This window comes from Pseudomonas nabeulensis (assembly GCF_004682045.1).
Lineage (GTDB): Bacteria > Pseudomonadota > Gammaproteobacteria > Pseudomonadales > Pseudomonadaceae > Aquipseudomonas > Aquipseudomonas nabeulensis.
Map to the genome: position 1 here is coordinate 43,419 of NZ_QUZT01000039.1, position 25,736 is coordinate 69,154.

General features: G+C 59.1%; 19 protein-coding genes. 8 read left to right on the forward strand and 11 right to left on the reverse strand.

All coding sequences use genetic code 11. The features are described from left to right. Positions 1–163: 163 nt before the first annotated feature. From gnd to DYL61_RS19835, 4 genes are all read left to right on the forward strand, one after another. Positions 164–1,147, forward strand: a complete 984-nt coding sequence (gene gnd, locus DYL61_RS19820) for a phosphogluconate dehydrogenase (NAD(+)-dependent, decarboxylating) (protein ID WP_135309728.1) — start codon at positions 164–166, stop codon at positions 1,145–1,147. After that, a complete protein-coding gene (gene zwf / locus DYL61_RS19825) occupies positions 1,144–2,667 on the forward strand; it encodes a glucose-6-phosphate dehydrogenase (protein ID WP_135309729.1) in 1,524 nt (507 codons plus the stop codon). Before gnd ends, zwf begins: the two co-directional genes overlap by 4 nt. Beyond that, positions 2,664–3,488: an HAD family hydrolase gene (locus DYL61_RS19830; protein ID WP_135309730.1), complete on the forward strand. Its 825-nt coding sequence runs from the start codon at positions 2,664–2,666 to the stop codon at positions 3,486–3,488. Before zwf ends, DYL61_RS19830 begins: the two co-directional genes overlap by 4 nt. 103 nt (positions 3,489–3,591) lie before the next feature. Then, the gene (locus DYL61_RS19835) at positions 3,592–8,316 is read left to right on the forward strand and encodes a dermonecrotic toxin domain-containing protein (protein WP_135309731.1); all 4,725 of its coding nucleotides are present in this window, start codon (positions 3,592–3,594) and stop codon (positions 8,314–8,316) included. A 7-nt stretch (positions 8,317–8,323) separates the two neighbouring features. On the opposite strand, the gene DYL61_RS19840 is transcribed toward DYL61_RS19835, so the two are convergent. Next, positions 8,324–8,584 carry a hypothetical protein gene (locus tag DYL61_RS19840; RefSeq protein ID WP_135309732.1) on the reverse strand — a complete coding sequence of 87 codons (261 nt, stop codon included), beginning with the start codon at positions 8,582–8,584 and terminating at the stop codon, positions 8,324–8,326. Between the two features lie 342 nt (positions 8,585–8,926). Here DYL61_RS19840 and DYL61_RS19845 point away from each other — a divergent pair, with 342 nt between their 5' ends. Then, entirely contained in the window at positions 8,927–10,249 is a 1,323-nt protein-coding gene (locus DYL61_RS19845) for a sigma-54 dependent transcriptional regulator (RefSeq protein ID WP_135309733.1), read from the forward strand. A gap of 211 nt (positions 10,250–10,460) precedes the next feature. On the opposite strand, the gene DYL61_RS19850 is transcribed toward DYL61_RS19845, so the two are convergent. From DYL61_RS19850 to DYL61_RS19885, 8 genes are all read right to left on the reverse strand, one after another. Beyond that, positions 10,461–11,765 (reverse strand): hypothetical protein, encoded by a 1,305-nt coding sequence (locus DYL61_RS19850; protein WP_135309734.1) that lies wholly within the window; start codon positions 11,763–11,765, stop codon positions 10,461–10,463. A 49-nt stretch (positions 11,766–11,814) separates the two neighbouring features. Then, complete coding sequence (locus tag DYL61_RS19855) at positions 11,815–12,561, reverse strand: hypothetical protein (RefSeq protein WP_135309735.1); 747 nt, start codon at positions 12,559–12,561, stop codon at positions 11,815–11,817. Between the two features lie 18 nt (positions 12,562–12,579). Beyond that, positions 12,580–13,257: a C39 family peptidase gene (locus DYL61_RS19860; protein ID WP_135309736.1), complete on the reverse strand. Its 678-nt coding sequence runs from the start codon at positions 13,255–13,257 to the stop codon at positions 12,580–12,582. A 61-nt stretch (positions 13,258–13,318) separates the two neighbouring features. Further along, positions 13,319–14,026: a heme utilization protein gene (locus DYL61_RS19865; RefSeq protein ID WP_135309737.1), complete on the reverse strand. Its 708-nt coding sequence runs from the start codon at positions 14,024–14,026 to the stop codon at positions 13,319–13,321. A 67-nt stretch (positions 14,027–14,093) separates the two neighbouring features. Then, on the reverse strand, positions 14,094–14,660 hold the full coding sequence (locus DYL61_RS19870) for an adhesin (RefSeq protein ID WP_135309738.1): 567 nt from the start codon (positions 14,658–14,660) through the stop codon (positions 14,094–14,096). Between the two features lies 1 nt (position 14,661). Then, positions 14,662–15,117 (reverse strand): hypothetical protein, encoded by a 456-nt coding sequence (locus DYL61_RS19875; protein ID WP_135309739.1) that lies wholly within the window; start codon positions 15,115–15,117, stop codon positions 14,662–14,664. A 329-nt stretch (positions 15,118–15,446) separates the two neighbouring features. Then, positions 15,447–16,442: a FecR family protein gene (locus tag DYL61_RS19880; RefSeq protein WP_135309740.1), complete on the reverse strand. Its 996-nt coding sequence runs from the start codon at positions 16,440–16,442 to the stop codon at positions 15,447–15,449. A 108-nt stretch (positions 16,443–16,550) separates the two neighbouring features. Next, positions 16,551–21,713, reverse strand: a complete 5,163-nt coding sequence (locus tag DYL61_RS19885; protein ID WP_135309741.1) for a dermonecrotic toxin domain-containing protein — start codon at positions 21,711–21,713, stop codon at positions 16,551–16,553. A 193-nt stretch (positions 21,714–21,906) separates the two neighbouring features. Between DYL61_RS19885 and DYL61_RS19890 the strand changes: the two genes are divergently transcribed. Further along, the gene (locus tag DYL61_RS19890; protein ID WP_135309742.1) at positions 21,907–22,935 is read left to right on the forward strand and encodes an Ldh family oxidoreductase; all 1,029 of its coding nucleotides are present in this window, start codon (positions 21,907–21,909) and stop codon (positions 22,933–22,935) included. Between the two features lie 36 nt (positions 22,936–22,971). Here DYL61_RS19890 and DYL61_RS19895 read toward each other — a convergent pair whose 3' ends face one another. After that, a complete protein-coding gene (locus DYL61_RS19895; protein WP_135309743.1) occupies positions 22,972–23,292 on the reverse strand; it encodes an ElaB/YgaM/YqjD family protein in 321 nt (106 codons plus the stop codon). Positions 23,293–23,455: 163 nt separating this feature from the next. Between DYL61_RS19895 and DYL61_RS19900 the strand changes: the two genes are divergently transcribed. Beyond that, positions 23,456–23,710 carry a hypothetical protein gene (locus tag DYL61_RS19900; RefSeq protein ID WP_105697122.1) on the forward strand — a complete coding sequence of 85 codons (255 nt, stop codon included), beginning with the start codon at positions 23,456–23,458 and terminating at the stop codon, positions 23,708–23,710. Here DYL61_RS19900 and DYL61_RS19905 read toward each other — a convergent pair. Then, positions 23,682–24,596, reverse strand: a complete 915-nt coding sequence (locus tag DYL61_RS19905; protein ID WP_135309744.1) for a LysR family transcriptional regulator — start codon at positions 24,594–24,596, stop codon at positions 23,682–23,684. The two genes, DYL61_RS19900 and DYL61_RS19905, sit on opposite strands and share 29 nt — an antisense overlap. Positions 24,597–24,677: 81 nt before the next feature. Between DYL61_RS19905 and DYL61_RS19910 the strand changes: the two genes are divergently transcribed. Further along, entirely contained in the window at positions 24,678–25,604 is a 927-nt protein-coding gene (locus DYL61_RS19910; protein ID WP_135309745.1) for a carbon-nitrogen hydrolase family protein, read from the forward strand. Positions 25,605–25,736 lie beyond the last annotated feature (132 nt).

Consider the following 25,736-nt stretch of genomic DNA (forward strand, 5'->3'; position numbering starts at 1 on the left):
CTTTTTTATTTTTGGTGGTCCTGTGACTTTTACTGAGGTGATGGTGAAACGATGGCAACTTTTTGTCATGAAACTACACGGATATGCACCTGACTAACCCTCATTAGCCTCATTGCGCTATAAACTATGTCACACATTTTTTAAGCAGTAGGAGCATCAGCACATGCAACTGGGGATTATCGGACTAGGCCGCATGGGCGGGAATATTGCACGGCGCCTGATGCTCAATGGGCATACCACCGTTGTTTACGACCGTAACGAAGCATTTGTCAAAGGCCTGAGCGAAGAGGGCGCCACCGGCGTTGCCGATCTCAAGGCCCTGGTTGCCGGGCTGCAAAAGCCTCGCGCCGTATGGGTGATGTTGCCGGCAGGCGCGCCCACCGAAGACACCATCAATAAACTGAGCGAGCTGCTGGAAGACGGTGACGTGATCATCGACGGTGGCAACACCAACTATAAGGATGACGTCCGTCGCGGCAAGGCATTGGCCGAGAAAGGCCTGCACTATGTCGACGTCGGCACTTCCGGCGGCGTGTGGGGCCTGGAGCGTGGCTATTGCATGATGATCGGTGGCGACACCGAGACCGTGCAGCGCCTGGACCCGATCTTCAAGACGCTGGCGCCAGGCCTGGGCAATATCCCGCGCACCAAGGATCGCAAAGACAGCGCTGACCCGCGCGCTGAGCAGGGCTACATCCATGCCGGCCCTGCGGGTTCCGGGCACTTTGTGAAGATGATCCACAACGGCATCGAATACGGGATGATGCAGGCGTTTGCCGAAGGTTTCGACATCCTCAAGACCAAGAATTCGGAAAACCTCCCGGAAGACCAGCGTTTCGACCTCAACGTGGCCGATATCGCCGAAGTCTGGCGCCGTGGCAGCGTGGTCTCGTCCTGGCTGCTGGACCTGACCGCCGATGCCTTGGCCACCGACCCGAAACTCGACGGCTACTCCGGCTCCGTGGCCGACAGTGGCGAAGGCCGCTGGACCATCGAAGCCGCCATGGAACAAGCCGTGCCGGTGCCGGTGCTGTCTACGTCGCTGTTCGCCCGTTTCCGCTCGCGCCAGCAGAGCACCTACGGTGACAAAATGCTCTCTGCCATGCGCTTCGGCTTTGGCGGCCATGTGGAGACTTCCAAAAAATGACCGCTAACGGCAAGAAACCCAAGGCCGAACCCGCTCCGCCCACCACACTGTTTCTGTTTGGTGCCCACGGTGACCTTGTAAAGCGCCTGCTGATGCCGGCGCTGTACAACCTGAGCCGTGACGGGCTGCTGGGCGATGGCCTGCGCATTGTTGGCGTTGATCACAACGCCATCAGTGACGCCGACTTCGCCAAGAAGCTCGAGGACTTCATTCGCACCGAGGCTGCAAGCAAGGTCAAGGGCAACGGCGACAACGCCCTTGACCCGGCCTTGTGGGCGCAATTGGCCAAAGGCATCAGCTACGTCGAGGGTGACTTCCTCGACGACAGCACCTATGCCGATATCGCCAAGAAGATCGCCGACAGCGGCACCGGCAACGCGGTGTTCTACCTGGCTACTGCGCCGCGCTTCTTCAGTGAAGTGGTGCAGCGCCTGGGCAGCGCTGGCTTGCTCAAGGAAACCGATGACGGTTTCCGCCGTGTGGTCATCGAGAAACCCTTCGGGTCCGACCTTGCCACCGCCGAGGCGCTCAACGCCTGCCTGCTCAAGGTCATGAGCGAGAAGCAGATCTATCGCATCGACCATTACCTGGGCAAGGAAACGGTCCAGAACATCCTGATCAGCCGTTTCTCCAACGTGCTGTTCGAAGCGTTCTGGAACAACCATTACATTGACCACGTGCAAATCACCGCCGCCGAAACGGTGGGTGTGGAAACCCGTGGCAACTTCTTCGAAAAAACCGGCACATTGCGAGACATGGTGCCTAACCACCTGTTCCAGTTGCTGGCGATGGTGGCCATGGAGCCTCCCGCCGCCTTCGGTGCCGACGCCGTGCGCGGTGAAAAGGCCAAGGTGATCGGCGCGGTGCGCCCGTGGTCGCTGGAGGATGCACGGGCCAACTCGGTACGCGGGCAGTACACCGCCGGCGAAATCGGCGGCAAGCAGTTGCCGGGTTACCGTGAAGAGGCCAACGTTGCGCCGGACAGCAGCACCGAGACGTTTGTCGCCCTTAAAGTGATGATTGACAACTGGCGTTGGGTCGGTGTGCCGTTCTACCTGCGCACGGGCAAGCGCATGAGCGTTCGCGACACCGAGATCGTGATCTGCTTCAAGCACGCACCTTACGCACAGTTCCGCGATACCGAAGTGGATGAGCTCAAGCCCACCTACCTGAAAATCCAGATCCAGCCCAATGAGGGCATGTGGTTCGACCTGCTGGCGAAAAAGCCTGGGCCGACCCTGGATATGGCCAATATCCAGCTGGGGTTTGCCTACAAGGACTTCTTCGAAATGCAGCCGTCGACCGGGTACGAAACCCTGATCTACGACTGCATGACCGGTGATCAGACCTTGTTCCAGCGCGCCGACAACATCGAAAACGGCTGGCGTGCGGTGCAGCCATTCCTCGATGCCTGGAAGGAAGATGACGGGATCCAGGCCTACAAGGCCGGTGAAGATGGCCCGGCGGCGGCTGACGCCTTGCTGGCCCGCGATGGCCGCAGCTGGCACAGCCTCGGATGAGTGACGCAGCGATCCATCCCATCCGTTTTATCCTCAGTGACGTGGACGGCACCTTGCTGCACCCCGATCACCGCCTGAGCCAGCGCACCGCCGATGCGGTACGCGCCCTGCGTGACAGCGGGGTGTTTTTCAGCCTCGCCAGCGGGCGCCCGCCCAAGGCCATGCTGCAGTTGATCGAGACGTTCGGTATCGACGTGCCGGTGGCCGGTTTCAACGGCGGCACGTTGATCAACCCGGATGGCAGCATCCTGGTAGCCCATCATCTGCCGGCAGAAGCCGCGTTGATTACCCTGGCATTGTTCTCGGCCGAGCCCGATGTAGAAGTCTGGGTGTTTGCCGATGGCGACTGGCTGCGCCGCGATCCGCCAGGGCCGATGGTGCAGCGCGAAGCGGACGGTCTGGGTTACGGGCCGGTCGTGGTCGAGAGCTTCGAGCCGTACCTGGATCGTGTCGACAAGATCGTCGCGGCCAGCAACAACACGCAATTGCTGGTGGAACTGGAAGCGCAGTTGCAGCCCAAGGTCCAAGGGCTGGCCCAGGTGTCACGCTCGCAGCCGGTTTATCTGGATGTGACGGCAATGCTGGCGAATAAAGGCGAAGCCTTGAAAACACTGGCGGCGCACCTCGGCGTGCCGTTGGAACAGACGGCAGCCATTGGCGATGGCGGCAACGACCCGGCGATGTTTCATGTGGCCGGTTTGTCGATTGCCATGGGCCAGGCCGAAGAAACCGTCAAGCGCCAGGCCAGCGTGGTCACCGGCAGCAATGTCGAGGACGGCGCGGCAGAAGCCATTGAGCGGTTTGTCCTCGCTCGACGTTAATGGCTTCGCTATACAGTTACCACCGTGCGGCTAACCCTGAGGCACACACTCCTTGTCCATGCTCCCCTGATTTCGGGGGCGCATGCACACAAGGATTTGTTCAATGGTCAGCCCTGCCTCTCTCCCGATTTCGACTTCCAGCCTGTCGTTGGCCCAGACGATCAGGCGTTATTTCCGCTCGCGTCCTTCCTTGCAGGAAGTGGCGGTCAATGTGCTGCAGGGCAGCCTTGGCAGGCGCTATCGCTGGCTGACAATTGACCAGACCCAGCCGGTGGTGTTGGAGCCGATCTATCGCAATGATGGCAAAATGTCCGTTCTACAGGGCTATAACAGCCTGACCCTGGCTGATGCCTTGATCGAGCGTTGCGTAACCGGACTATTCGTCGATTACAGCCAGGGGCAAATACTCGCTGCGAATCCCCGGGAGAGCTCACCTACGCCGCTGCACGTCAAGAACAGTGATCTTGAAGAGATTATCAACGAGCAGGGCGCCGTGCTCCTTGATCGCTATCAAGAAGCTCTGGTCAATTTCTGGATGGCCACAGACGTCGACCATCAGGTCCGTTACGTGTGGCTGGCGGACACGCTTAAGAATGCGTTGATGGAGGCTGCTACCAACGTAGGTCTTACCGGTGTGCAATTGGACATGGTCGTTGAGGTGGTCAATCAACCCATGCCTTCGGTCAAGAACGCGAAGGTGCAGGCCTATTTGATCGACCATTGGGGCGAGTCCGGCGCAATCAATCTGGAGATGCTGCGCGGCCTGGTGCTGGTAAGGCGGCATCGCGAAGGCGATACCGTGCTGCTATTTACATTGTCGCGTGGCATTCAGGTATTCGACTCTTTGGCTGAACTGGGCGACTGGTTGGTCAACCTGCTGACCTTGATACCCGATGGCCACACGATGCAGTGGCGCCTCTACCAACCCAAAGGCAATGTTTTCCACAGTTTCAGCCTGGCTTTCCTGGTCAAGCAGCTCTCTGACATCGGTATCGTCTTGCCGGTAGTGCGTACCTTTGATAACCGACAACGCTTGTTGGAGCGCACATTGCGGGTCATCAGCAGTGATTTCGATACAGCGCCGATTCATTCGACAGAATTAACCCGCTTGCGCGCCGCCTTGCCGGCGTGGCTGACGCAGGCCGATACCGATATGCAAATGGAGATGAGTCGCTACGCCGTGGACCTGGCGCGCCACGTCGCCGAGCCCGGATGGCGGCCGTTCGATGAGGGGATTCCAAGCCTGCAGGCGTTTGCCTGTGCAAAGTTGGCAGCCCAACTCGCCACGGACTACCCCACCCAGCCGACATTGGACCCGGACCACGTCAGGCTCACGATGGATATCGAAGAGTCAGATGCTAAAGCCCGCACCAAAATATTCTGGACGGTGCCACCGCTCTATACCCAAGGCAGTTGGTCGCTGAGCGAGTTTGCCTGGTTGGCGTTGCCTGGCCTTGATTCTAAAAAGCTGAAGGTTGTGCCAGCCGGCGAGCAAGGAGAAGCCGTGTGGCTGACGGCCGAGCAAGTCCTGACACTGCTGGAGAACGCCAATGTCCGTGGCGGCTACGATCAACTGATTTCGTCAAAACTGATGGGCAATGAAGACGAGGTTAAATGGCGAAAGGCACGGTTTATCGAGCAACTACGTGTGCAGCTGCCAATGCTGGCGCTGGAGAATCACCTCAAGTACCCCCAGTCGTTTTCACGACAGGCTTATACCTGCGTGGTCGACGCGTTGAATGCCCAAGCCCCGCATACAGAGCAGGAGGTGGTGGTGCGTCAGCTCGGCTTTCAGATCAGGCAGGAGGAGGTGGTCGACCACGTCACCAATATGTTCATCATCGGACCTCAAGATATCAATGAAGGCCCACACATCCTCTATCGCCCGATGACTGAAGTGAAAATGATTGAATTTTCCACTTGGCGCGACCTGCAGGCGGCCATCATCCGGCCAGGCCCGTTGCAATATGAGGTCATGGCGTGGATGGAACCCGCGACGCGCGATCGCTATTTATTGCCCGGTTTGCCCGTGCCTGGCCTGGCGGCGTTCGAGCTGGTGGACTTCAATGACATGTTATGGGCCAACCCCGATCTGGTGTTGGCGCAGGATGTGATCGAAGGGGATTATCTCGAGTACTTTTTTGACAGTGCGGTTAGGGCGCTATGCAGCGTTGCGAATCCACAGCCGCCCTCTGGGCTGGAGGTTTTCTGGGGGTGGCTCAAACGTTTTTTTGGTCTGGGTCTGGCGCTGGTCCTGCCTTTTTTGGGTGGCCCGGTAGGGGAGGCGGCGGGTTGGTTGTTGTTGGGGTGGATCGCTTGGCAAGATATCCGTGACATTGTTACAGCCGACCCCAAAGGCAAGCTTCTCAGCATTGCAGACCTCCTGCTCAATATCGGTTTGCTGCTGCTCGGTCGCGGCTACGTGGCTACGCGAGTCGGGACCGGCTTGGCCGCAGAAGCGTTATTGGATATGGCTGAGGGGGCGGATTTCGAGCACACGATAGAAATGAGTTGGCGCGAAGACCCCGAGGCTCTGCTTGAGGGCGGGCAGTCGAGCAAAAGCCCGCGGACATCCGTGCAATTGCCTACCGTTGAGGGGGACTCTGCGTTCATCCGTGGTGACTCGATGTTGGAGAGATCCTGGAGTGGCTTGTACAGCCGCCTTTCAGTCATTCGCCAGGCGGAGTTGGCGCTCTACAAAGTCAGGGTACCGGCTACCAAACAGCGCATCCACACGGGGGATTATCGTGGGCTTTATCGTGCGGGTGACAATCTGTATGTCAGCTTCGATGATGACTGGTTCAAGGTTGAGGAGCAGGGCGGTGTGATGCGTCTGGTCAACGATGACATCGCACCCCGTGAAGGACCTACGCTGGTTCACCGTGGCTCGGGCAGCTGGGGTTTTGCGGCAGAACCTGCGCAGCCCGAAGAGTTGTCCCAGGCGCTGGCCCTTGAGCAGCAACGACTGGCTCAATTGCAGAGTGATGAGCAGCGACGGATGGACCTTGATGCCGAATACGATCGGTTATTCAAGATGTTCAATGCCCAGGTCTTTACCGATGACAGCGTTTTGGGCGATATCAGCCGTCGGTTTGCCGAGCCCGGTAACGATCAACTGATCGAGGATGAGTTGGCCAAGGCGGATCTCAGCCATTGGTGCGCGATCACCTTGCTCGATGCCTTGACGCGCCGCCGCGGGTTCATGGTGGTCAGGGATTACAGCACCCTCCACAGTCGTTTTGCCGCCAGTGCGGTGTGGGCGCGGCGCAATCAGGTGATGATGTACGCCGCCAAGCGCAATCTGCGGCTCAAGCAGGACGGGATTGAGCCCTCGGCATTTGATGCCCCCAATTTGGGCGCGATGGTGCTGGACACGGCGGGCTGGCGCAGCCTGTCATCGAGCCTGCCTGATTATGCCGCGCTGCAGGAGAAGGCGGTCAACGCCAGCCAGGAAGCAGAGCGGCGTTTCGCATCCATGAAACTGGAGGGGCGGGTAGCCGATGCCTCCGTCGCGTTGCTGGACGTGCCGGCCTGGGCTGGTCGGCATATGTCGCTCAAGTGGCAAGAGTTGCAACTGCGCACGCTGGCCATGCTGTGTTTTAGCGCCAAGGTGCCAGCTTACAAGGATGCTACGCTTGACCTGATCCAGGAGGTGACCAATTTATGCAGTTTGAAGCTGATGGCATGGCGAGAACTGTTCACCCCCGGCCGCTTCAATTGGGACTCCCACCTCAGAGTAATGAATGACGTATTGGATTCGCTGGTATTGGCCAATAGCCGATTGTCTTATCAGTTGGAGTCCGTCCCGGCATTTATCAACACCTGGGCTTTGGGCAATTATCGTAGCTACGTCCGTAGTCTGATGCGGGATGCAGAAGACGACCTGATCGCGGCCTACCAGCAATACGAAGGTGCCGGTACGCAGGCGGTCGTGGCGAAGCCAGGCAGTGGCACCACGCGAATGATCGAAGATGGTGTGCAGGGCGTAGTGATCGGTATGCGTCGCGAGGTTGAGGAACTCGGCGAACAGCAGGTCTACCTTGATGTATTGGAACCGTTCGATCATCGGCGTATCTGGTCTTTCAAGCGCTATGGCGGTGACACGGACGAAGGCTGGCGCGAGGTGGCCAGAGCCGAGGCAGAACCCCCGATCAGCGGCTATTCCCATGAGCAACTGGCGGATATCGGGGTGGAGGCGAGCCGTTTATGGAGAGACGCTGGCCAGCAATTTGTACGCACGGCCAGCCTTGAATCGATCCGACGGATGTCGGCGCTCAGGGTTCGCAGCGAATGGCGCAATTATGCCAATCGAATGATCAAGCAGCGGGAGTTGCTGATGGCCGCGCTCAAGACCCTGGCCGTGTCAGAGGCGCATCAGGACTTATTGGATTTTTTCAAGAATGTACCCAGCGAGCTCTATGACGAAATCATGCGCTTCATGGCACAGAGTGTTGACGTTCCCCAACGCATGATCATGCGAGGGTACCCGTCTTCTGAGGGGTTGTTGATGCTGTACAACGCCTGGAAGATCGAGGTTGTGGAGCTTCCTTCCGAAGCAAACTTGCTGCGTCACTTTGAAGTCCGGGAGCGCTCGACCGGGCGGCCCCTGTGGTTTGCCCGTTTTAATTATGACACTTCAAATGCTCGCAACGTGGGCTATCACTTCACGCAAGGAAACCTGAAACGCTACGCCGAGCGCGACACAAGTTACGCTACGTTAAAGCGGCGAGCGTCCAATAAGGAACTCATGATCAATGTTCTTCGAGGGAACATCGATCATGAAGTTGCTCAGGCTGTGTTCTTTACCGAGGATATTGGCGCGCGCTAACCCACGCTTACTTAGGCATTGCCCAGGACAGCAATTGATAGCCACCCTTATCGAGCTCGGCACGCGCTTGCAACAACAAGTCTTCAAGTTGTGCCGGGTCGCTATAAGCGCTCGAGGACAGTTGTTTGCTGCCGATGCGGGTATTGGTGCGGTCGATGACGCTCAGGCTGAGGGCGCCATTGCCATCGTGCCAGGCCACGCATTGAAAGGGCTGGAAAGCACGGTCTGCAATCAAAAGAGCTTCGTTGATGCGCAGCGGAGCGTTCATGTCGGGTTCTCTCTCATCGCCCATTCAAGTGAGTGCCGGCGGTTGGGCTGACCGTGCGGCGGGTTACTTGTACTGATGCACGATGACCGGGTACGGGTCACATGTTAGGGCAACAAATTTAAAACTTTCGTGATTAAGGTCATGTAAGCGGCTGTTTTGAAAGCGCATTGACCGGGTGGTCGCGGTGCAACTTTTTTCTGCAAATGCGCGTAAATGGCTTTTTGCCCGCACTTATAGCGAAACGGTACAAGCATGGCGTCAAGAGCTTGCTAGTGTTAGCGCCAGGCGCCACAAACCATTGTTTCTAAATAACTTTAACAATTTTGGCGCCAAGGAATCGTCATGGCTGTTACAGCTCCTCGCCGCTTGCTTGTGGTCGACCCTTGTGAAGACTGCCATGGACTATTGCCCGATTTGCGCACCGCCGGGTGGGCGGTGGACAGTTGTGCGCTTGAAGCGGTGGGGGAGCGGTCCTGTGACGTTGGCTTGCTGCGTTTGCAGGCGTTTCATCTGGAACGTCCGGAGGCAGTCAAAGAGCTGATCGGCCGCAGCGGCACCGAGTGGATCGCCGTTCTTAGCCCGGAAGTGCTGCGCCTGCAGAACGTCGGCGACTTTGTCTGCGAATGGTTTTTCGACTTCCATACCTTGCCCTTCGATGTGGCCCGCGTGCAGGTCACCCTGGGGCGCGCTTTCGGCATGGCGCGCCTGCGCGGCAAGGGCAGTGTCCCGGTGGATGAGCCAGAACACGAATTACTGGGTGATAGCCGCCCGATCCGAGAGCTGCGTAAATTGTTGGCGAAATTGGCGCCGACCGAATCTCCGGTGTTGATTCGCGGCGACAGTGGCACCGGCAAAGAGTTGGTAGCCAAGACCCTGCACCGCAAATCCCAGCGCCACGCCAAGCCATTTGTCGCGATCAACTGTGGGGCCATCCCGGAGCATCTGATCCAGTCGGAACTGTTCGGCCATGAAAAAGGCGCCTTTACCGGCGCGCACCAGCGCAAGGTCGGTCGGATCGAAGCAGCCAACGGCGGCACGTTGTTCCTGGATGAAATTGGCGACCTGCCGATGGAACTGCAAGCCAACCTGTTGCGTTTTCTTCAGGAAAAACAAATCGAACGGGTGGGGGGCAGTCAGCCTATCCCTGTTGATGTGCGCGTATTGGCCGCAACCCACGTCGATCTGGAGGCGGCCGTCGCGAAGGGCACTTTCCGTGAAGACTTGTATTACCGGCTCAATGTCCTGCAGGTCGTCACGGCGCCCTTGCGCGACCGTCACGGCGACGTAGCGATGTTGGCCAATCACTTTGCCCGTTTCTACAGCCAGGAAACCGGCCGCCGCCCGCGCAGTTTCAGTGAAGAGGCGCTTGTCTCCATGGGGCAGCACCCTTGGCCCGGCAACGTGCGCGAGTTGGCCAACCGGGTGCGACGCGGCCTGGTGCTCGCCGAGGGACGCCAGATTGAAGCCGTTGATCTGGGATTACAGGCCGAACAGGCAATTTCACCCCCCATGGCTACACTGGAAGACTACAAGCACCGCGCCGAACGTCAGGCGCTGTGCGATGTGCTCAACCGGCACAGTGATAACCTGAGCGTTGCCGCCCGTGTGTTGGGGATTTCCCGGCCCACCTTCTACCGGTTGCTGCACAAACACCAGATCCGCTAGGGCGGGTAAACCGAAAAGCCCCGCAACGACCCTTATCGTTGCGGGGCTTTTCCTTTGTGGTTGTGGTCGTAGCTGTGGTGAGCGGGCTTGCCCCCCCTGAGTGGCGTAGCCACCCCAACAAGGACGCTGCGGTGTGTCAGAAATACCGAGGCGCCAGGGTTTGGGGCGGCTACGCCACCCAGCGCGGGGCAAGCCCGCTCACTACAACCGGTCAAAAGTAATAGGGGAATTTCAGGCTGAAGGTAAAGTCCGGCGCATCATCCGTCATGCCAATCGCCAGGTTCGGCACAATCGTCAGATTCTGCGTAGCGGCGATGGTCATACCGACGTTGAAGTATCCGGCGTTGGCGTCGCTTGAAACCACCGACTGCCAGTCGCCGCCGTCAGGCTTGAGCTTGCTCTTGCGCTGAACCAGGTCGGACACCGAGAACGACATACTCATCTTCTCGTTCAACGCGAACGCGACACCGACACCCAGTTGGAAGCTGTCGCCAAGCCTGACCTTGCCTCCGACCTTCTGGCCGACGTTCGAGCTGATATCGTCGAACGAGTCCTCGAAGTTATGGGTATAGGACAGCGAGCCAAACAACACGGCAGGGTCGAAGGTCTTGACCAGGGAAATTCCCGGTGTGACCGACCAGACGCCATTACCCGTCGGCAGGCTTTCCGGCACATAAAGGTTGTCGTTGTTGGGCGATTGGACCAGCTTGATGCCATAGGGCTCTTTACCGGTGGGTGCCTTGACCCGTACCGAGAACACCGCATCCGGCAGAGTGTCGGACTCGTCGAGGAACTTGTAGGCAATGCCGAAGTTGACGTCGCCGATGGTCGGATCTCGCGTAACGTCGCCTTCCGATGTCGTGGTGCCGCTGTTATTCGCACCGGCCGACTGGTAGGTGGACTCGCGATAAACCACAGGCACGTTGACATCGAACTGCCAGCGATTGTCGACGTTATAGCGCCCGGTCAGGTCCAGGGTCCAGTTATCAGACTTGATACGGTCCAGGTTGATATTGCCCAGGAAGATCGAGTCCAGTGCCAGAAAACCGTTGAGGGTCAACTGGCGCGCATCATAACGCGCATAAGTAATACCGGTTTCAAAGCTGAACTTGCCATCGCCGAAAAAGCCGCTGGCCTCGTTATACAAGTTGCTCACACTCTGCGCGGGCGCCGAGTCATCCTTGAGGCTTTGCCCGTACGAACTGCCGCCGCCTGCACCACCCGATGCGGCGGCTGCGCCAACACCCGGTGCGCCGGCCACGGTAGTGCCCTTGCTAAAGTCCGCCGGGGACTTGGCCAGGCGCTTGGGCGCAGGCGTTGCCGGTTGATCTTCTACTTGCCTGACCCGTTGTTCCAAGACCGCCAGTGCTTTTTGCTGCACTTCGTAGCGCTGCTTGAGTTCCAGCAATTCCTTTTTCAGCGTTTCAATATCGGCATCCGGCGCGGCATACAACATGGAAGCCGGCAGAAGCGTACTCAAACAAACCACGGCACGTAACGATAACGATCGATGCATGAAGTCAGCCGTCCCTTTTTAATGCGTAAGTGTCGAGGCTCAGCGTAGTTCAATAACCGCCAGTGCGTAGTCCTTTGAGTTGGTCCAGGTTGAGGCTGCGGGTGATGTTGCTCAAGTTGTTGTTGCCCATCACCACATTGATCTGGGTGAGGTTGGTAATCGCATTGAGATTGCCGGTAATCAGTGTGCTTTGGCTGACGTTGCCGCCGCCGATTTGCTGCAGCACATTGCCCTGGTTATTGCTGGCCAGGACGGCCATTTGCAGCCCGCCATTCTTGGCCGAAACACTGACTTGCCCGGCGCCACTGTCACCGGTGATGGTTTCACCCGCCACCAGTGCCTTGCCCGATTGCACAATATTCGCCGCTGCCAGGCCGTTTTGAGTGACATTGATGTCCACACCGTTGTTCGCCGTGTTGCCATCGCCGGCCGCCCGTACGCTTTGGGTCACGCCTTGTCCGCTGCCAAGGCCGGCACCGCCGACGACGGTGCCTGTCCCGGTAGTCGGTGGCGTGCCATTGCCGGTGGTGCTGGTGGTGGTGACGTAGAACTGCGGCGTGACGGTGGAGGAGTTGACCTGCATGTTGGCGGTGCCGGTGATGCTGTCGCCCGCCGAGTTGGTCCAGGTGGTGCTCATCACAATGCCAAAGCTGATAATGCGCCCGGGCATCACATAACGCCCGCGCAAGTCAGCCATTTCCGAGTCCTTGAGTTCGATCGGCTTGAATGCCGATGACGCGTAAGCGGGCATTGAGGCTGCCAGGCACAAGACCGTCAGCCAGCGGTTAGTGTTCATCGTCTGCTCCTGACGCTTCTAGAAGAAGTCGCTTTGGATGAAACCGAAGTCCATCAGTTCGCTGTCACGCACCGGGCTGAACTCGTTCAGCTGGTTCTTGGCGGTCAGCGGTGTGGGCGGGGAGAGCAGGGCATTGGCCTTGTCGTAGCCCTCACCCAGCACGGCGAATACGATGCCGTTCCAGCCCTTGATGAAATCGTCCTTGGTGTAACGCTTGTGGCCCAGCACAGGGTCGCCGATGTAGACCCAGTCCTTGTCGGCGCGCTGTAACACGACGAAGTGCTTGTAGCCGCGAATTTCCAGCAGCACCACAACGGGGACTTTGACGGTGACCAGCACCTCAGGGGTAATTCGGTAGCCCCTGGCCCGCATGCCGATGCTTTCCAGATAGCGCTTCATGTCGAGCATCGAGAAGCCTTGGGTGCGCACCAGGTCCTGATCGGCGTTGACCAGCATGCCTTTGATCACGTGGTCTTCGTCTACGTCCATCCAATAGGCTTGACGCAGGATGGTCGCCAGTGCGGCGGCGCCACAGCTGAAATCGGTTTTCTGTTCCACCAGGTTGGAGAACTTGCGCTCGCGGATGCTCTCGACCTTTTTGTAGATCAACCCACCACCGGGCATGACCACGGCCATGGTCCCCGCCCAGGTTGGGCCGGTGAGTGCCAGCAAAAGGAGGAAGGCAACGAGGCGCATGATCGTATGACCTGTTGGACGCTGGAATAAAAAGGGCCTTGTTGCCAAGGCCCTATCTGGATCAGAAGCGAGTGATTGCTACGTTGTTCTGACCTTGGTTGCCGCTGCCGGCTGCCACGTTGGAACCCACGATGCCGGTGGCGTTGTTGAACGAGCTGTTCACGCTGGCATTGTTGGTAACTGGGGTGGTTTTCCAGCCGTGACCGGTGGTGGCACTGAGGTTGAGGGTCAGGTTGCCAGTGACTTCCTGCTTCGCGTTGATGGTGGCTGCACCACCTTTACCATCGTCGCCAGAGTTGATCGCAACGCTGTTGCTGCCTTGGTTGGAAGTGCCCGCAGCCACGTTCGACTGGCCGATACCGGAGCCGTTGTTGAAGCTGTTGTTGACCGAACCGTTGTTTTCCGTGGCGCTGTTGAGCACAAAGTTGCCGCGGTTATCCTGGCCCGAGTTGACGGTGGCGAATACGAAGTCTGCATCACCAGCAGTGATGGCTACATCGTTTTTACCTTGGTTGTTGTCACCGGCTGCGGTGTTGCTGCCAGCAACCCCGGAGTAGTTTTTGAACGATTGGTTCACCGACGCGTTGTTTTCGGTTTTGTCATTGATGACCGCGTTGCCATGGTTGCTCTGGCCGTCATTCACGGTAGCGGTAGACGAAGTGGGTTCTGGTTGTGGTTTAGGTGGGTTGTAGCCGTTTGCTTGAGCCGCAACAGCCATCAGAGCAGCGAGAGCGAAAGCCAGTGGTTTAAGAGCCATTGTAGTTTTCATGGTGTTTCTCCGTGCTTCTATTAGTTGGTTAAGTGTTGGTACGGTCTAGCTATCCGACTCAGCTTCATCAGTTGAGTCGTAAGTTCAGGGTGTTAGCCACTCGGTTCCCCACCCCGGCGCTCTGGGTGACCTGTACCACTCCACGGCTGCCGGTGAAGGCCTGGTCGCTGGTAACGACCTGGCGGCTGCCAGTGGTAGGGGTCGCCCCTGAGTCTGTTGCAAGCACAACGTTTTGTTGTGACATGACGCTGTCATCGATGCTTTGCGGCCCCGCATTGAGGCTGATGCGCACGGCATTGATTGATTGGTTCTGGGCCCCGGCGGACTGGTTGATGCTGACGATGCCGTTGCCGTTGCTGAAGGCGTTGCCCTGAATAGCCGCCCTGGCGTTCAAGGAGCGATCGGCGGGTGCGCCGTTGATGTTCTGGGTGACGTTGACGTTCGCCTGGGCGTTGTGGCCCACCGCGATAGCAACGTTGTTGCTCAGTTGCTGTTGGTCACCGGCGGCCTGGTTGATCGTCACCACGCCGTTGTACTGTTTCCCGGAGTTACCGATGGTTGCCGTGTTGGTGCTGCTGTCGGCCATCGCCGCCCCGCAACCCAGCACTGCCAGAAGCATCCATGAACGGTTCATCTCAACGCCCCCCGACCATGCTGCCGATGTTGTTCAGTGGCGCGAGGCCGCTGGAGACTGCGCTGTTGATCGTGCCGGCGATGCCGCCGCCGCTGCCGCTGTGGCTGGCTGCTGCGCCTGCGCCCAGGCCGACGCCGCTGCCGTTGTTGCTGAAACCTGGGAGATTGCCGCCGGGCAAAATGGTGCGGGTAATGCTGGCGCCGCTGCTGATACCGGCAATATCGCTGTCGTTCAACTCAACATTGTTGGTCGCACGCAAGATCTGGATGGTCGGGTTGGCATTGGCGGTGGTGGGGTTGGGATCGGTGCCCGCGGTACGGCCATACATGTGGCCCTGGACGGGGCGTTGAATGATGATCACACCGTCACCCGCTGCGAGTACTGGAAGGCTCGCGCTGGTACTCAGTACACAGCTGATCAGGAGGAGGCTCAATGAACCTTGAGTATGAGTGACCACGGCACTGTTCCTTATTCTCGACGCTGACCCTAAACAGCGTTGTCAGAGAGAGAGCAGAAGCCGTGCCGCTTTTGATTTGATGTTGCGATTCAATAGGTTGAGATTAATGCCGGGCCACATGCGGGTAGCCCTGTATCAGCCATGAGACAACCGCCTTTGAATCACCGCTGTTCCAGCCACCGCGCAAACGCTTCACCCCGTTGTTACACCGATGAAACACGGCGCACGACAAAGCGCTGAATCCGCTCACCACGTGGGATTCAGGGCAGGCTGATGTAAAAAAAACGGACACTTCGGGCGTGAAAAAGGCCGCGCCTATTGGCAAGGGCTCAGATTTTGGGAGCTTTACGCGGAATCGAGTTGAGTACGGGGTTGCCGTCCTGGTTCTGGGTCAGGTAGACCGGCAGCACTTTGGGCAGAGAGGGGACGAGGTTACCGACCTCATTGACGTTATAGATGCCGCCGATACGGATCGCCCCGGTGCTGGCATCGGCCAACATCACGGGCTTGCGCAGGTAGCGATTGATCAGCGGCAACGCATCGGCCAAGGCGAGATTGTCAAGAATCAGCTTGCCCTGACGCCACGCCAGCGCGGTGTCGTTGGGGTTGATCGTCTGCACGCGAGGTGTCACGTCGCCTTGCTGGTAACTGGCCTGCATGCCGGGAGTCAGGGGGACACCGCCATGCACCGTGTCGCTGGAGATCAGCACCGAGCCTTCGAGCAGCATCACCCGCACCTGGTCTTCATACTTCCACACGTTGAACTGAGTTCCCGTGACCCGCACCTTGCCGTCGCCTGCATGCACGATAAACGGATGCGCACGGTCGTGGCTGACCTTGAAGAACGCTTCGCCCTTTTTCAGCGTGACCCGGCGCTGGTCCTTGTAGTTGCTGTAGACCAGCTCGGTGCCCACGTTGAGCTCGACCTGGCTGCCATCGCCCAGCGTGACCTGACGCAAACTGTTGGCCGCCTCAAAACGTTCATAGCTGTTCGGTAGCCAACCGGCTTCCCAACCGGTAAATGCTGCCAGGGGCAGGGCGGCCAGGCAGATTGCCGCCGCGACCGCATAAGTACGCACCCGGCTGCGCGGCTTGAATGGCACGACGACGGCTGCGGGTTCATTGCGCGGAAGGTGGTCGGCAACATCCCAGATTTCCAGCATGGCTGCGTATTCAAACGCATGCAGCGGGTGGGAATCATGCCATTGCTCAAAAGCCTGACGCTCATTCGTCGTGCAATCGCTGGCATGCAGACGCATGCACCAATGCGCGGCGGCATCGGTGATGGCGTCATATTCGGCTTCAGATAGGGGATTTTCGTTCATCAACTCATCCTGATTTCCTACATTCTAACCTCCACAGCGGGACGACGAGAACAGCCGTCATGGCGATTGCACATCAATTGGGACTGATTCTCGTTTGCCTCGTTTTATTCACGCCCCCAAATCCAGCATGCGTCCTACCTGTGTGATCAAGTAGGTCACCGAGTCAGCGTTGCCAAGAATAGTGGCGATGCGTTTATCCGGGTCGGTCATAAAGATCTGCCGGGCATCATCGAGGGTGCGGGTGCCGGTGGTCTGGAGAACTTTGCGTTTGACTGATGTCGAGTCGCGCGACATTCCAAAGTCCTCCCAGGCTGATACCCATTCATTCCATGACTTGAACAAAAGGCTGGCCGGTGTGAGCACGGACAGCGCCGTGTCGCGCAGGTCCACCAGTTGGGTCTTAAGCACCGGCGCACCCCGGATGGACATGTTGATCAGGTCCGGAAACGGCCGCATGCTGTCCAGGTACGCCATGTCTTCGGTCAAGCACTTCAAGTGCGAAAGCTCGTGAATCAATACCGCAGCGCGTGCGTGGGCAACGATGTTGAACGGTGTGTTGAGTCGGTTTTCATAGATATCGAAGGGCGGATCAAAGAACGGGTTGAGCAGATAGATTTTCTGGTCGGCATCGTCAGGCAGCGTAAAGGCAAAGGTGCTTGCATCCGCCAGGTTGGCAGTGCCGCACACAAAACGCATGGAATCAGGACTGGTCAGGGAGTGATGGACCAGATCACCGAGCACCTCATCCACGCAGTCTTCGATTTTTTGCAACTGCGCAGGCGCCAGCGTCAACACGCCGAACAGCTCGGTGAAAAAACGTCCCATCCGACTGCCGGGGTCGCGTATTTTCGCGTAATTGAGAATATTGCGTTTGCAATTGACCGCGTAGTAAGTCGCCACATTGAGCGCTTCATTGATGGCCTGGGCGCGCCAACTGGACATGGCAGCAATGGCACGCATACCGATAGCCTCGATGTTCATGGCCTGTCGCTCGGCCACCCGTGTGTAGTACCGGTGACTGTGGCGTGACAAGGTCTTGCCAAAGCGCGGGTGATGCTTGTCGAGGTCCAGTACCCATTTATTCGCGGTATCGCAGCGTACGTAGGGCCCGTGCTGTTCGCCGTCGGACAAGCGCCAATGCTCGCCGGCTTTGCGTACTGGATACACCTTGCCGGCCAAGGGCACGAATGCGCCGACGGATGCCTTGTCTTCGTACACATGGCTCGTGGCGTTGTGGACCAGGTCTGTCAGGGCAACGCCATGGTTTTCCAAGGCTTGCAAGTGCGTCCTCGACGGATCAGTCACGTTCAGGTCGGCCAGGGTGATTGCTGGCAAGGTGGATTCGTCCTCCCATTCAAGCGGCCTGTTGGCCGGCAACGGCGGTGAGGGTTCTGGTGACGAGGCCAGTTCCTTGCGCAATGAGGCCAACTGCGCCAGTCCTCGAATAACTCCGCGGAAGCCTCTGACGAAACGTTGTTGTTGCAGATCCTCCATCGCAACCTTGAGTATCTTGTAGCTGCGCCATACCACGAGGGGGAAGCGAAGCTTGCCCTGAATGAACTCCACCGCCGCCGCCGGCCCCTCTCGCAACAAGTTGGCGAGGCTGTGCCATTCAGGGCCTCCAAGCTTGTCGAACTGACTGGCCGATAGCTTCATGAGCAATTGAATATTGTCCTTGAACAGGCGCCACAGGATGTTGCCGAGGATCGGCGAGCGGCCGACACGCACTTCTGACGCGCTGGGGGAGACCTGCTGCGGCAATAAATGTCGATAGGTGGCTTGGTGTGGATCGTCCAGACGGCGCAGGATCCAGTTTTGCAACGCTCCGGGTGTACTGATTTCACGAATCAGGTCTTCTTCGCGCTGATACTCCTTGAGCGGATACAGCGGGCTGTAAGGGGCGTACAGCACCCAGGGCCCGCTTTCTCCCGTGGGCGGCGTGATGAGGTAGACGGCGTTTACCAGGGCGGGTGTTGCGCCTTCGGTGGCAATCAATTCCAGCGGGCGAATAATCGCGTTCGCACCTGCGACGGCGCTTCTGGCCACCCCATCCGGCATGTCAAACACTTGCTGGATCAGGCTCCAGGCGTTTGCGGAAAGGCGTTCCTCCAGCTTTTCTTCGTGGGCAAACGTCAACATTTGCCACGGTAACTGCCGGCAAAACAGTCTGCGCCGCTCACGGGCGTCCTCGGTCTCGGCGGGCAAATGCTCGGCGAACCAGGTCGAATACGTGCTCTCAAGGCCTAATTGTTGGACCATCTGCACCACCGCGCTGGCGTTCAGCGCAGGTGGCAGCGGTGTTGCGGTGCGTGAATGGGGCCGAATATCGGTGCCTTGCAGGTCGGGGTGGTGCCGCAGGGCGAAGTCGGTGAGGGTCTGCTGGTCGCCTTCCAGGGCGCGACGTTCGGGGATCATGACGTTGTCGGGGCTGAGCCCCTGGCCCGGATAGCGCGCTTCCAGCAGTTCAGACAAGCGTGCCGCCACGTGGGTGCGTAACTGCGGGATACCGTGCAGATAATCCCGGTCGCCCGCTGCGCTCAGGCGATATTGCTCCATCAGTTCGGCGTGCTGGATCTGCTCGGCCGGTGAGGCCAGGCCCAGCCACACCGGCAGTGCCTGTTGAAGAATGATCGACTGCGCGACGGCGGTGGCCCTGGCCAGGTTGGTGGGAGGGGACTGCTGCATGAGCGCGTCGAGGCAGTCTTGCAGCTGTCGTGGCCCCAGCTTCATCGTCATCAGGTAGTCGATGGCATCGTTCAGGTAGAGCCGGTAAGACTGCTGGCGGTCGTCCAGCAGGTTCCCATCAATGCGCTGCAACGGGCCAAGTCGATAGACCTGGTGGGGCGCCTGCCTGGTGATGTGCAGGTTCTCCAGGAGCGGCACGCGGGTCCGGGGATCGTCCAGGCGTTGCTGCAGGTGTGTGCGCAGGGCTTCAATCGAAAGGAATGTTTCGTGGCCATTGCGGGGTGTCCATAGCTGTGCCTGGCCTGACCGCTGGGGATCCACGCCACCGCGCTCGGTGAGCACAAAACAGTTGGCCAGAGGATGAGGCGTGGGGTCGTCGCCCAGGGTGAGTGTCAGGGCGAAAGCGTCCGGTAGAAAACCGTTCAGTCCATGGCGGTTGATGCGTGTCAGGCTGTCGGGGCGCAAAACGGTATCGAGTATGGCTTGGCCTCGAGGCGTCAGGGTTTTACTCAACAACCGCAGGTCGGCTTCATTTCGCAGGCCCAGCATCAGGCTCTGGCTCAGCCGGCTTTGTTGGCTTTCCAGGAACACACGGGGCAGGGTGCGCAGGTCGTGCTGGACGAACGACAACATCACTTGATCGATGATGGCATTGACGGTGCGGGTGTTAAGGCTGTTCAAGCGCTTGGCCGCGCCTTCTTCACGCGGGCCGTAGAAGCCGATGTAGGACGACTGCGTGATCGGCCCGGCCTGATTGGCCAGGCGTTCGATAAAGTGTTCCACCAGGTTCAGCGATTTCAGGGGCAGGCGCTCCTCACGCTCCTGGGTTGGGGTGTCGTAAGTGTTGATATGAACCTCGTCGCTCTTGAGGTCCTGTTGGCGTTTTTCCAGTTCGGTATTTAACGCATGAGTCACCAGGCGGCGCAGTGTCGGCGCGCTGCTGCGCTCCAGCGCCAGTGCCGCGGTGGCAGCCTGCAATGGCAGCAAGCGCTGCTTGGAATGCTCGGCCTGCACCGTGGATGGCCGGCCATTTCCACTGCTCACCGGGTGGAGGGTCCAGCGTCCGCCGGTGTCCAGCGTCAGTAAACGGTTATCGAGCATCGCGCGCAGGTCCAACGCGTGATCGAGCAAGGCATCCAGATCGACTGTGCCATTGCTGCGCCTATACAGCCCCAGGGCGTACTCCAGGTTGCTCAGTTGCTTGGTTGCAATGTCCTCGATCATCTCCTGAAACACGCCGCTGGCGATGGGCAGGCCAGTGACTTGTACCTGGTCAAGACCGATAAACAGGCTGTGCTCTTCCTGCGACACAACATTCAATAGCTCATCTTCATGGCCGGAAGCCTTGAGCATCGAACGCAAGGTGTCTTTCAGGTCATCCATATCCTTGAGCACCTGCAGCCCGCGGGCCTGGGTATAGAGGTAGGCGTAGCTATCGCTGATCATCAAGGTGCCGGCCAAGTCCACATAGTGCTGGTACGGTGCCTGTACTCGGACTTTCTCGATACGCAAAGTATCGGCGTAGGCTGTCCGTGCAGCGTGATCAGGCAAGAACATTGCCAGCAGCAGGTGGCTTTCGGTGGCGGACAGGATGCCGTTCTGGCGCTTGAGCAGCAGGTCCAGGCGAAACTTATCGCTCATGACCTGGGCGAAGAACTCCAGTCGAGATTGGCCTGTGTCGAAGTCTTCATTCCAGTAAGTCAGCATCAGGCTGTTGAGCAATTTGGAGAAGATGCCGGCGGTTTGTTCGACCAGGCTGTCCCATTGCTCATGCAGTTGCGCCTGTTGGGCTTCGGACAAACTGCTGGTGAGCTGACGCGGGTTGTAGAACCGGCGGGTCTTGTCGGTGGGCCAGGACTGCTGCACATAAAACTGCAACAGCGCCTGGCTCAAGGGCATAGAGGTCAACAGGCGTTGTACGGAGCCGCCGTTGTTGTTGGCAACATAACAGTCCATGCGCGTATCACGTTGATCCAGCGCTGGAAAATACGAGCGCCCCATGATCGTCAGCAAGGTGTCGAGCATCCATGGCAAGGTTGGGGTTTTGCGCAGTTGTACCAGCATGGCCTGTACGTTCTGTAATTGTGCCGCTTGCAGCACTCGCTCCTGATCTTCCATGACCGCACCGGCGATGAGTGTTGCGGACAACGACAGCGTCTTATCGAGGGACAGGCGTGCACGTTGGGCGATGGACAGGAAACGGCACAGATCCACGCGCTGCGCAGGATCGTTGAGCCGTGTGGTGAGACCTGCCAGCAACGTATCCCGCGTGTCGAACACCTCAAGACCACCGTAGGGGGTGTAGAGCACTGCTTTGTTGGCATCCGGGCTTGGGCTCATCAGGAATACACCTGCCAGCGGAATCGCCGGCGGTTTAGCCAGGTTGACCTGCAGGCTTTCGACCACCATCGGCGCTCCCAGATGCGCGGGGTTCTGCCGGCCGGCGTCGGTGGCGTAATACAGCGTGTGCAGCCAGTCGAGGTCCTTGAGAGTCAGCCCTAGTGCGCGTTCGCGTTCCGAGGGCTTGACCCTGCGAATCGGTTGCAGGAATTCATCAAAAAAATACGGTGGCGTTACCCGTGCCATGATCACTCTCCGTCGCTGCCGGGCACTGCCGGCGGGGTAAAGCGACAGGGTACGGACACGTCAATCAGGCCTGGAGGTAGATAACTGCCGCAGGAGGAAACACGGGTTGACAGCGGACTTGCCCCGCGGTGTTAATCGACGGTCCGGATATCCAGTCTTGTTGCCCCTTCCAATCATAAAATCGGAGCTTCAGATGTCACAGGTCCATGAGCGGGCGTTGTCCCGCATCGGTTTTACCGAACTGGTGGCGTTGCTTCATCAGGTTTTCGTGTCGCACGGCACCTCGCCCAAGGTCGCCGCAACCCTGGCGCACAACTGCGCCAGTGCCGAGCGCGACGGTGCACACAGCCACGGTATTTTCCGCATCCCCGGCTACGTCAGCACCCTGGCCAGCGGCTGGGTGAATGGCAAGGCCGAACCTGTCGTCACGGATGTGGCATCGGGGTTTGTGCGGGTGGATGCGGGTAACGGCTTTGCCCAGCCGGCGCTGGAGGCCGCCCGCCCGTTGTTGGTGGAGAAAGCCCGCAGCGCCGGGATTGCCCTGCTGGCCATCCACAACTCCCATCACTTTGCCGCCTTGTGGCCCGACGTCGAACCCTTTGCCGAAGAAGGCCTGGTGGCATTGAGCGTGGTCAACAGCATGACCTGCGTGGTGCCCCATGGCGCCGACCGGCCGTTGTTTGGCACCAATCCCATCGCCTTTGCTGCACCACGTGCCGATGGCCTGCCGATCGTGTTTGACCTGGCCACCAGCGCCATCGCCCACGGGGATGTACAGATCGCGGCCCGCAAGGGCGAGCGCTTGCCGGCGGGCATGGGCGTAGACAGCCTGGGCCAGCCCACACAAGACCCGAAGGCCGTACTGGAAGGCGGTGCACTGCTGCCATTTGGCGGGCACAAGGGCTCGGCGTTGTCGATGATGGTGGAATTACTGGCGGCGGCCCTGACCGGTGGCAACTTCTCGTTCGAATTCAATTGGGCCGATCATCCAGGCGCTCGTACACCGTGGACTGGCCAATTGCTGATTGTCATCGACCCCGGCAAAACCGCCGGGCAAAGCTTCGCCGAGCGCAGCCAGGAGCTGGTGCGGCAGATGCATGCGGCGGGGTTGCGGCGGTTGCCGGGGGATCGGCGGCATCGTACACGGGCGCAGTCGGATGCGCTGGGTATCGAGGTGGATGCACAAGAGTTGGCACGGCTACGGGAATTGGCCGGGCAATAAAACAGGCTGCGCCGAATCCGGCGCAGCCTTATGCGATCAGTTGCGACGACCCAGCAGCAGGCCCACCACTAGGCCAAAGCCTGCGGAAATCGCCACAGTCTGCCATGGGTGGCCACCGATATAGGTTTCGGTGGCATCTACCACCGGCTTGCTGCGTTCGCGCACGTTGGACACCGACTCCAGGGCTTGTTTGAGCTTGAGGGCCACCTGCTCGCGCAGGGTCTCGCCTTCTTCGCCCACCAGCGATGCACTGCTTTTAAGCAGTTTGTCCGATTCTTCGATCAGCGCGCTCAGCTCACTGAAGGCTTGGTCCTTGATTTGGTCTTCGACAGCTTGGGCAGCGGTTTTGCGGGCCATTGTGTGACTCCTTGCGAGTGAATGTGACAGTGAACAATGGAGTGTCGGGCAGCGGCAAAAGTTGCAGTTTTTTTGCCAAAGCGTAGTCCTTGGCAAAATCCGAATCAGGAAATTTCGACCTACAGTGTAAGATGTCGCCTATTTGTGCAGCAGGTAATTCAACATGAGTTTCAATCTGGCCAACAAGACCCTTGCCGAACGCGCCGAAGTGGAGGACGAGAAGTCTCGCCTGTATGACTTGTGGCAAACCAACCTGGGCAAGGCCAAGGGCGAAGCCGCCCGGTTGTTCGGCGAGCGCGCCAAGCGCAAGGGCAAGTGGGCCGAGTGGGTGCGCGCGGAACTCGACGGCATGTCGCCGCCGGAGTTCTCCAACATGGTGCGCAGTGAGGTCAACAAGTTGATGGCGGCGAACAAGTAAAGCTCGCCACAATCGCTTCACGCACTTTCAGTAACAGCGGATCAAGCTGCGCCTGGGTCCGCCAGCCCATTTCCACGGGGTAGCGGGGCAGTGCCAGCGGACATGGCAGCACGTGCAACCCGCTCACCTGCGCGATGGCCTGCGCCGCGTGGCCTGGGATGGTCGCCACGGCCTGGCTGCCCTTGAGCAAAAAGGGCAGCGCGGCAAAGTGGCTGGTGGAGGCGCACACCTGGCGGCTCAGCCCCTGTGCCGCCAACCCCTCGTCGGTAATCCCGATAAAGCCGCCCGAAGACACCAACACGTGCTCGCGTCTGACGAACTCGTCCAGGCTGATGCGGGTCTGGTCCGAATCCACCAAACAACGGTAATCACCTTCGCCCAGCACCTGCCGGCTCAGCCTGTTTTGTGCAAACCCACCTGCGGTGATTGCCAGGTCCAGGGTGCGATCCAACAAGGCACCGGCGACGATCTGGCTATGGGTCTGACGGAATATCACCCGCAATTTCGGCGCCCGCTGTGCGATTTCGTCCATCAGACGCCGACCGTAGGCAATCTCGAAATCATCCGACAGGCCAAGTACCACTGAACGGCCCTGATACTGCTGGTTGTCCGGGTTGACCATGGCCAGGCTTTGCCGACAGCGCTCCAGTGCCTCGCTGATCACCGGTTTCAGCTGATTGGCGCGCAACGTCGGTGCCAAACCGCGCCCGGTGCGCACGAACAATTGATCGTCATAGACCACGCGCAAACGCCGCAGCCCTGCGCTGATGGCCGATTGCGTCACGCCCAGGCGCAACGCCGCACGGCTGGCGCTGGACTCGTCATGCAGGGCTTCGAAGGTTTTCAGCAGGTTGAGATCGACTTGGGCGATATTCATTTGACTCATATCATTCAGCATTGAAGTGGGCTTTATTCATGATCGAGGCTGGCGGGAGAATGGGCAACCCCTGACGTTGGAGTGATCGTGATGCCTGTTTCTATTGTGGCGGCCCTGCAAATCGGTTCCCTGCCTGGCGGCAAGGGCGAAACCCTGGCGCAAATCCTCAGCTATGAGGACCAGATCCTGCGCAGCGGTGCGCAGTTGGTGGTTATGCCAGAAGCGCTGTTGGGTGGTTATCCCAAAGGCGAGGCGTTTGGTACACAGCTGGGTTATCGCTTGCCCGAGGGGCGTGAAGCGTTCGCCCGCTATTTCGCCAATGCCATTGATGTGCCGGGTGCCGAGACTGACGTCCTGGCCGGGTTGTCGGCGCGCACCGGTGCCAGCCTGGTCTTGGGTGTGATCGAACGCAGTGGCAATACGCTGTATTGCACGGTGCTGTATTTCGAACCCGCTGGCGGCCTGGTCGCCAAGCATCGCAAATTGATGCCCACTGGCACTGAACGGTTGATCTGGGGCAAAGGCGATGGTTCGACGCTGCCGGTGATTGACGCGGCGGTTGGGCGTGTGGGCGGCGCCGTGTGCTGGGAAAACATGATGCCGCTGCTGCGTACGGCGATGTACGCCAAGGGTGTGGAGGTGTGGTGCGCGCCAACGGTGGATGAGCGAGAAATGTGGCAGGTGAGCATGCGTCACGTCGCTCACGAAGGGCGTTGCTTTGTGGTGAGTGCGTGTCAGGTCCAGGCCTCACCGGCGGCGCTCGGGGTGGACATCGCGAATTGGCCGTCAGACCGTCCCTTGATCGCCGGTGGCAGTGTGATTGTCGGGCCGATGGGTGACATCCTGGCGGGGCCGCTGGTCGGTGAGGCGGGGTTGCTGGTGGCGCAGATTGATACCGATGAACTGGTGCGCGCACGGTATGACTATGACGTGGTGGGGCACTATGCGCGGCCGGATGTGTTTGAGTTGACGGTGGATGAGCGGGCCAAGCCGGGCGTGCGATTCATCACTGACTGATAATAGTGGGAGCGGGTGTGCTTACCTTCCGGGTCTGGCACACATCCAAATGTGGGAGGGAGCTTGCTCCCGATGGCAGTGTGTCAGTCAATACATAAGCTGATTGACCCACCGCTATCGGGGGCAAGCCCC

Coding starts and splice junctions, on each gene's coding strand:
- gnd (WP_135309728.1), top strand. CDS start 164: ATGCAACTGGGGATTATCGGACTAGGCCGCATGGGCGGGAATATTGCA.
- zwf (WP_135309729.1), top strand. CDS start 1,144: ATGACCGCTAACGGCAAGAAACCCAAGGCCGAACCCGCTCCGCCCACC.
- DYL61_RS19830 (WP_135309730.1), top strand. CDS start 2,664: ATGAGTGACGCAGCGATCCATCCCATCCGTTTTATCCTCAGTGACGTG.
- DYL61_RS19835 (WP_135309731.1), top strand. CDS start 3,592: ATGGTCAGCCCTGCCTCTCTCCCGATTTCGACTTCCAGCCTGTCGTTG.
- DYL61_RS19840 (WP_135309732.1), bottom strand. CDS start 8,584: ATGAACGCTCCGCTGCGCATCAACGAAGCTCTTTTGATTGCAGACCGT.
- DYL61_RS19845 (WP_135309733.1), top strand. CDS start 8,927: ATGGCTGTTACAGCTCCTCGCCGCTTGCTTGTGGTCGACCCTTGTGAA.
- DYL61_RS19850 (WP_135309734.1), bottom strand. CDS start 11,765: ATGCATCGATCGTTATCGTTACGTGCCGTGGTTTGTTTGAGTACGCTT.
- DYL61_RS19855 (WP_135309735.1), bottom strand. CDS start 12,561: ATGAACACTAACCGCTGGCTGACGGTCTTGTGCCTGGCAGCCTCAATG.
- DYL61_RS19860 (WP_135309736.1), bottom strand. CDS start 13,257: ATGCGCCTCGTTGCCTTCCTCCTTTTGCTGGCACTCACCGGCCCAACC.
- DYL61_RS19865 (WP_135309737.1), bottom strand. CDS start 14,026: ATGAAAACTACAATGGCTCTTAAACCACTGGCTTTCGCTCTCGCTGCT.
- DYL61_RS19870 (WP_135309738.1), bottom strand. CDS start 14,660: ATGAACCGTTCATGGATGCTTCTGGCAGTGCTGGGTTGCGGGGCGGCG.
- DYL61_RS19880 (WP_135309740.1), bottom strand. CDS start 16,442: ATGAACGAAAATCCCCTATCTGAAGCCGAATATGACGCCATCACCGAT.
- DYL61_RS19885 (WP_135309741.1), bottom strand. CDS start 21,713: ATGGCACGGGTAACGCCACCGTATTTTTTTGATGAATTCCTGCAACCG.
- DYL61_RS19890 (WP_135309742.1), top strand. CDS start 21,907: ATGTCACAGGTCCATGAGCGGGCGTTGTCCCGCATCGGTTTTACCGAA.
- DYL61_RS19895 (WP_135309743.1), bottom strand. CDS start 23,292: ATGGCCCGCAAAACCGCTGCCCAAGCTGTCGAAGACCAAATCAAGGAC.
- DYL61_RS19900 (WP_105697122.1), top strand. CDS start 23,456: ATGAGTTTCAATCTGGCCAACAAGACCCTTGCCGAACGCGCCGAAGTG.
- DYL61_RS19905 (WP_135309744.1), bottom strand. CDS start 24,596: ATGAGTCAAATGAATATCGCCCAAGTCGATCTCAACCTGCTGAAAACC.
- DYL61_RS19910 (WP_135309745.1), top strand. CDS start 24,678: ATGCCTGTTTCTATTGTGGCGGCCCTGCAAATCGGTTCCCTGCCTGGC.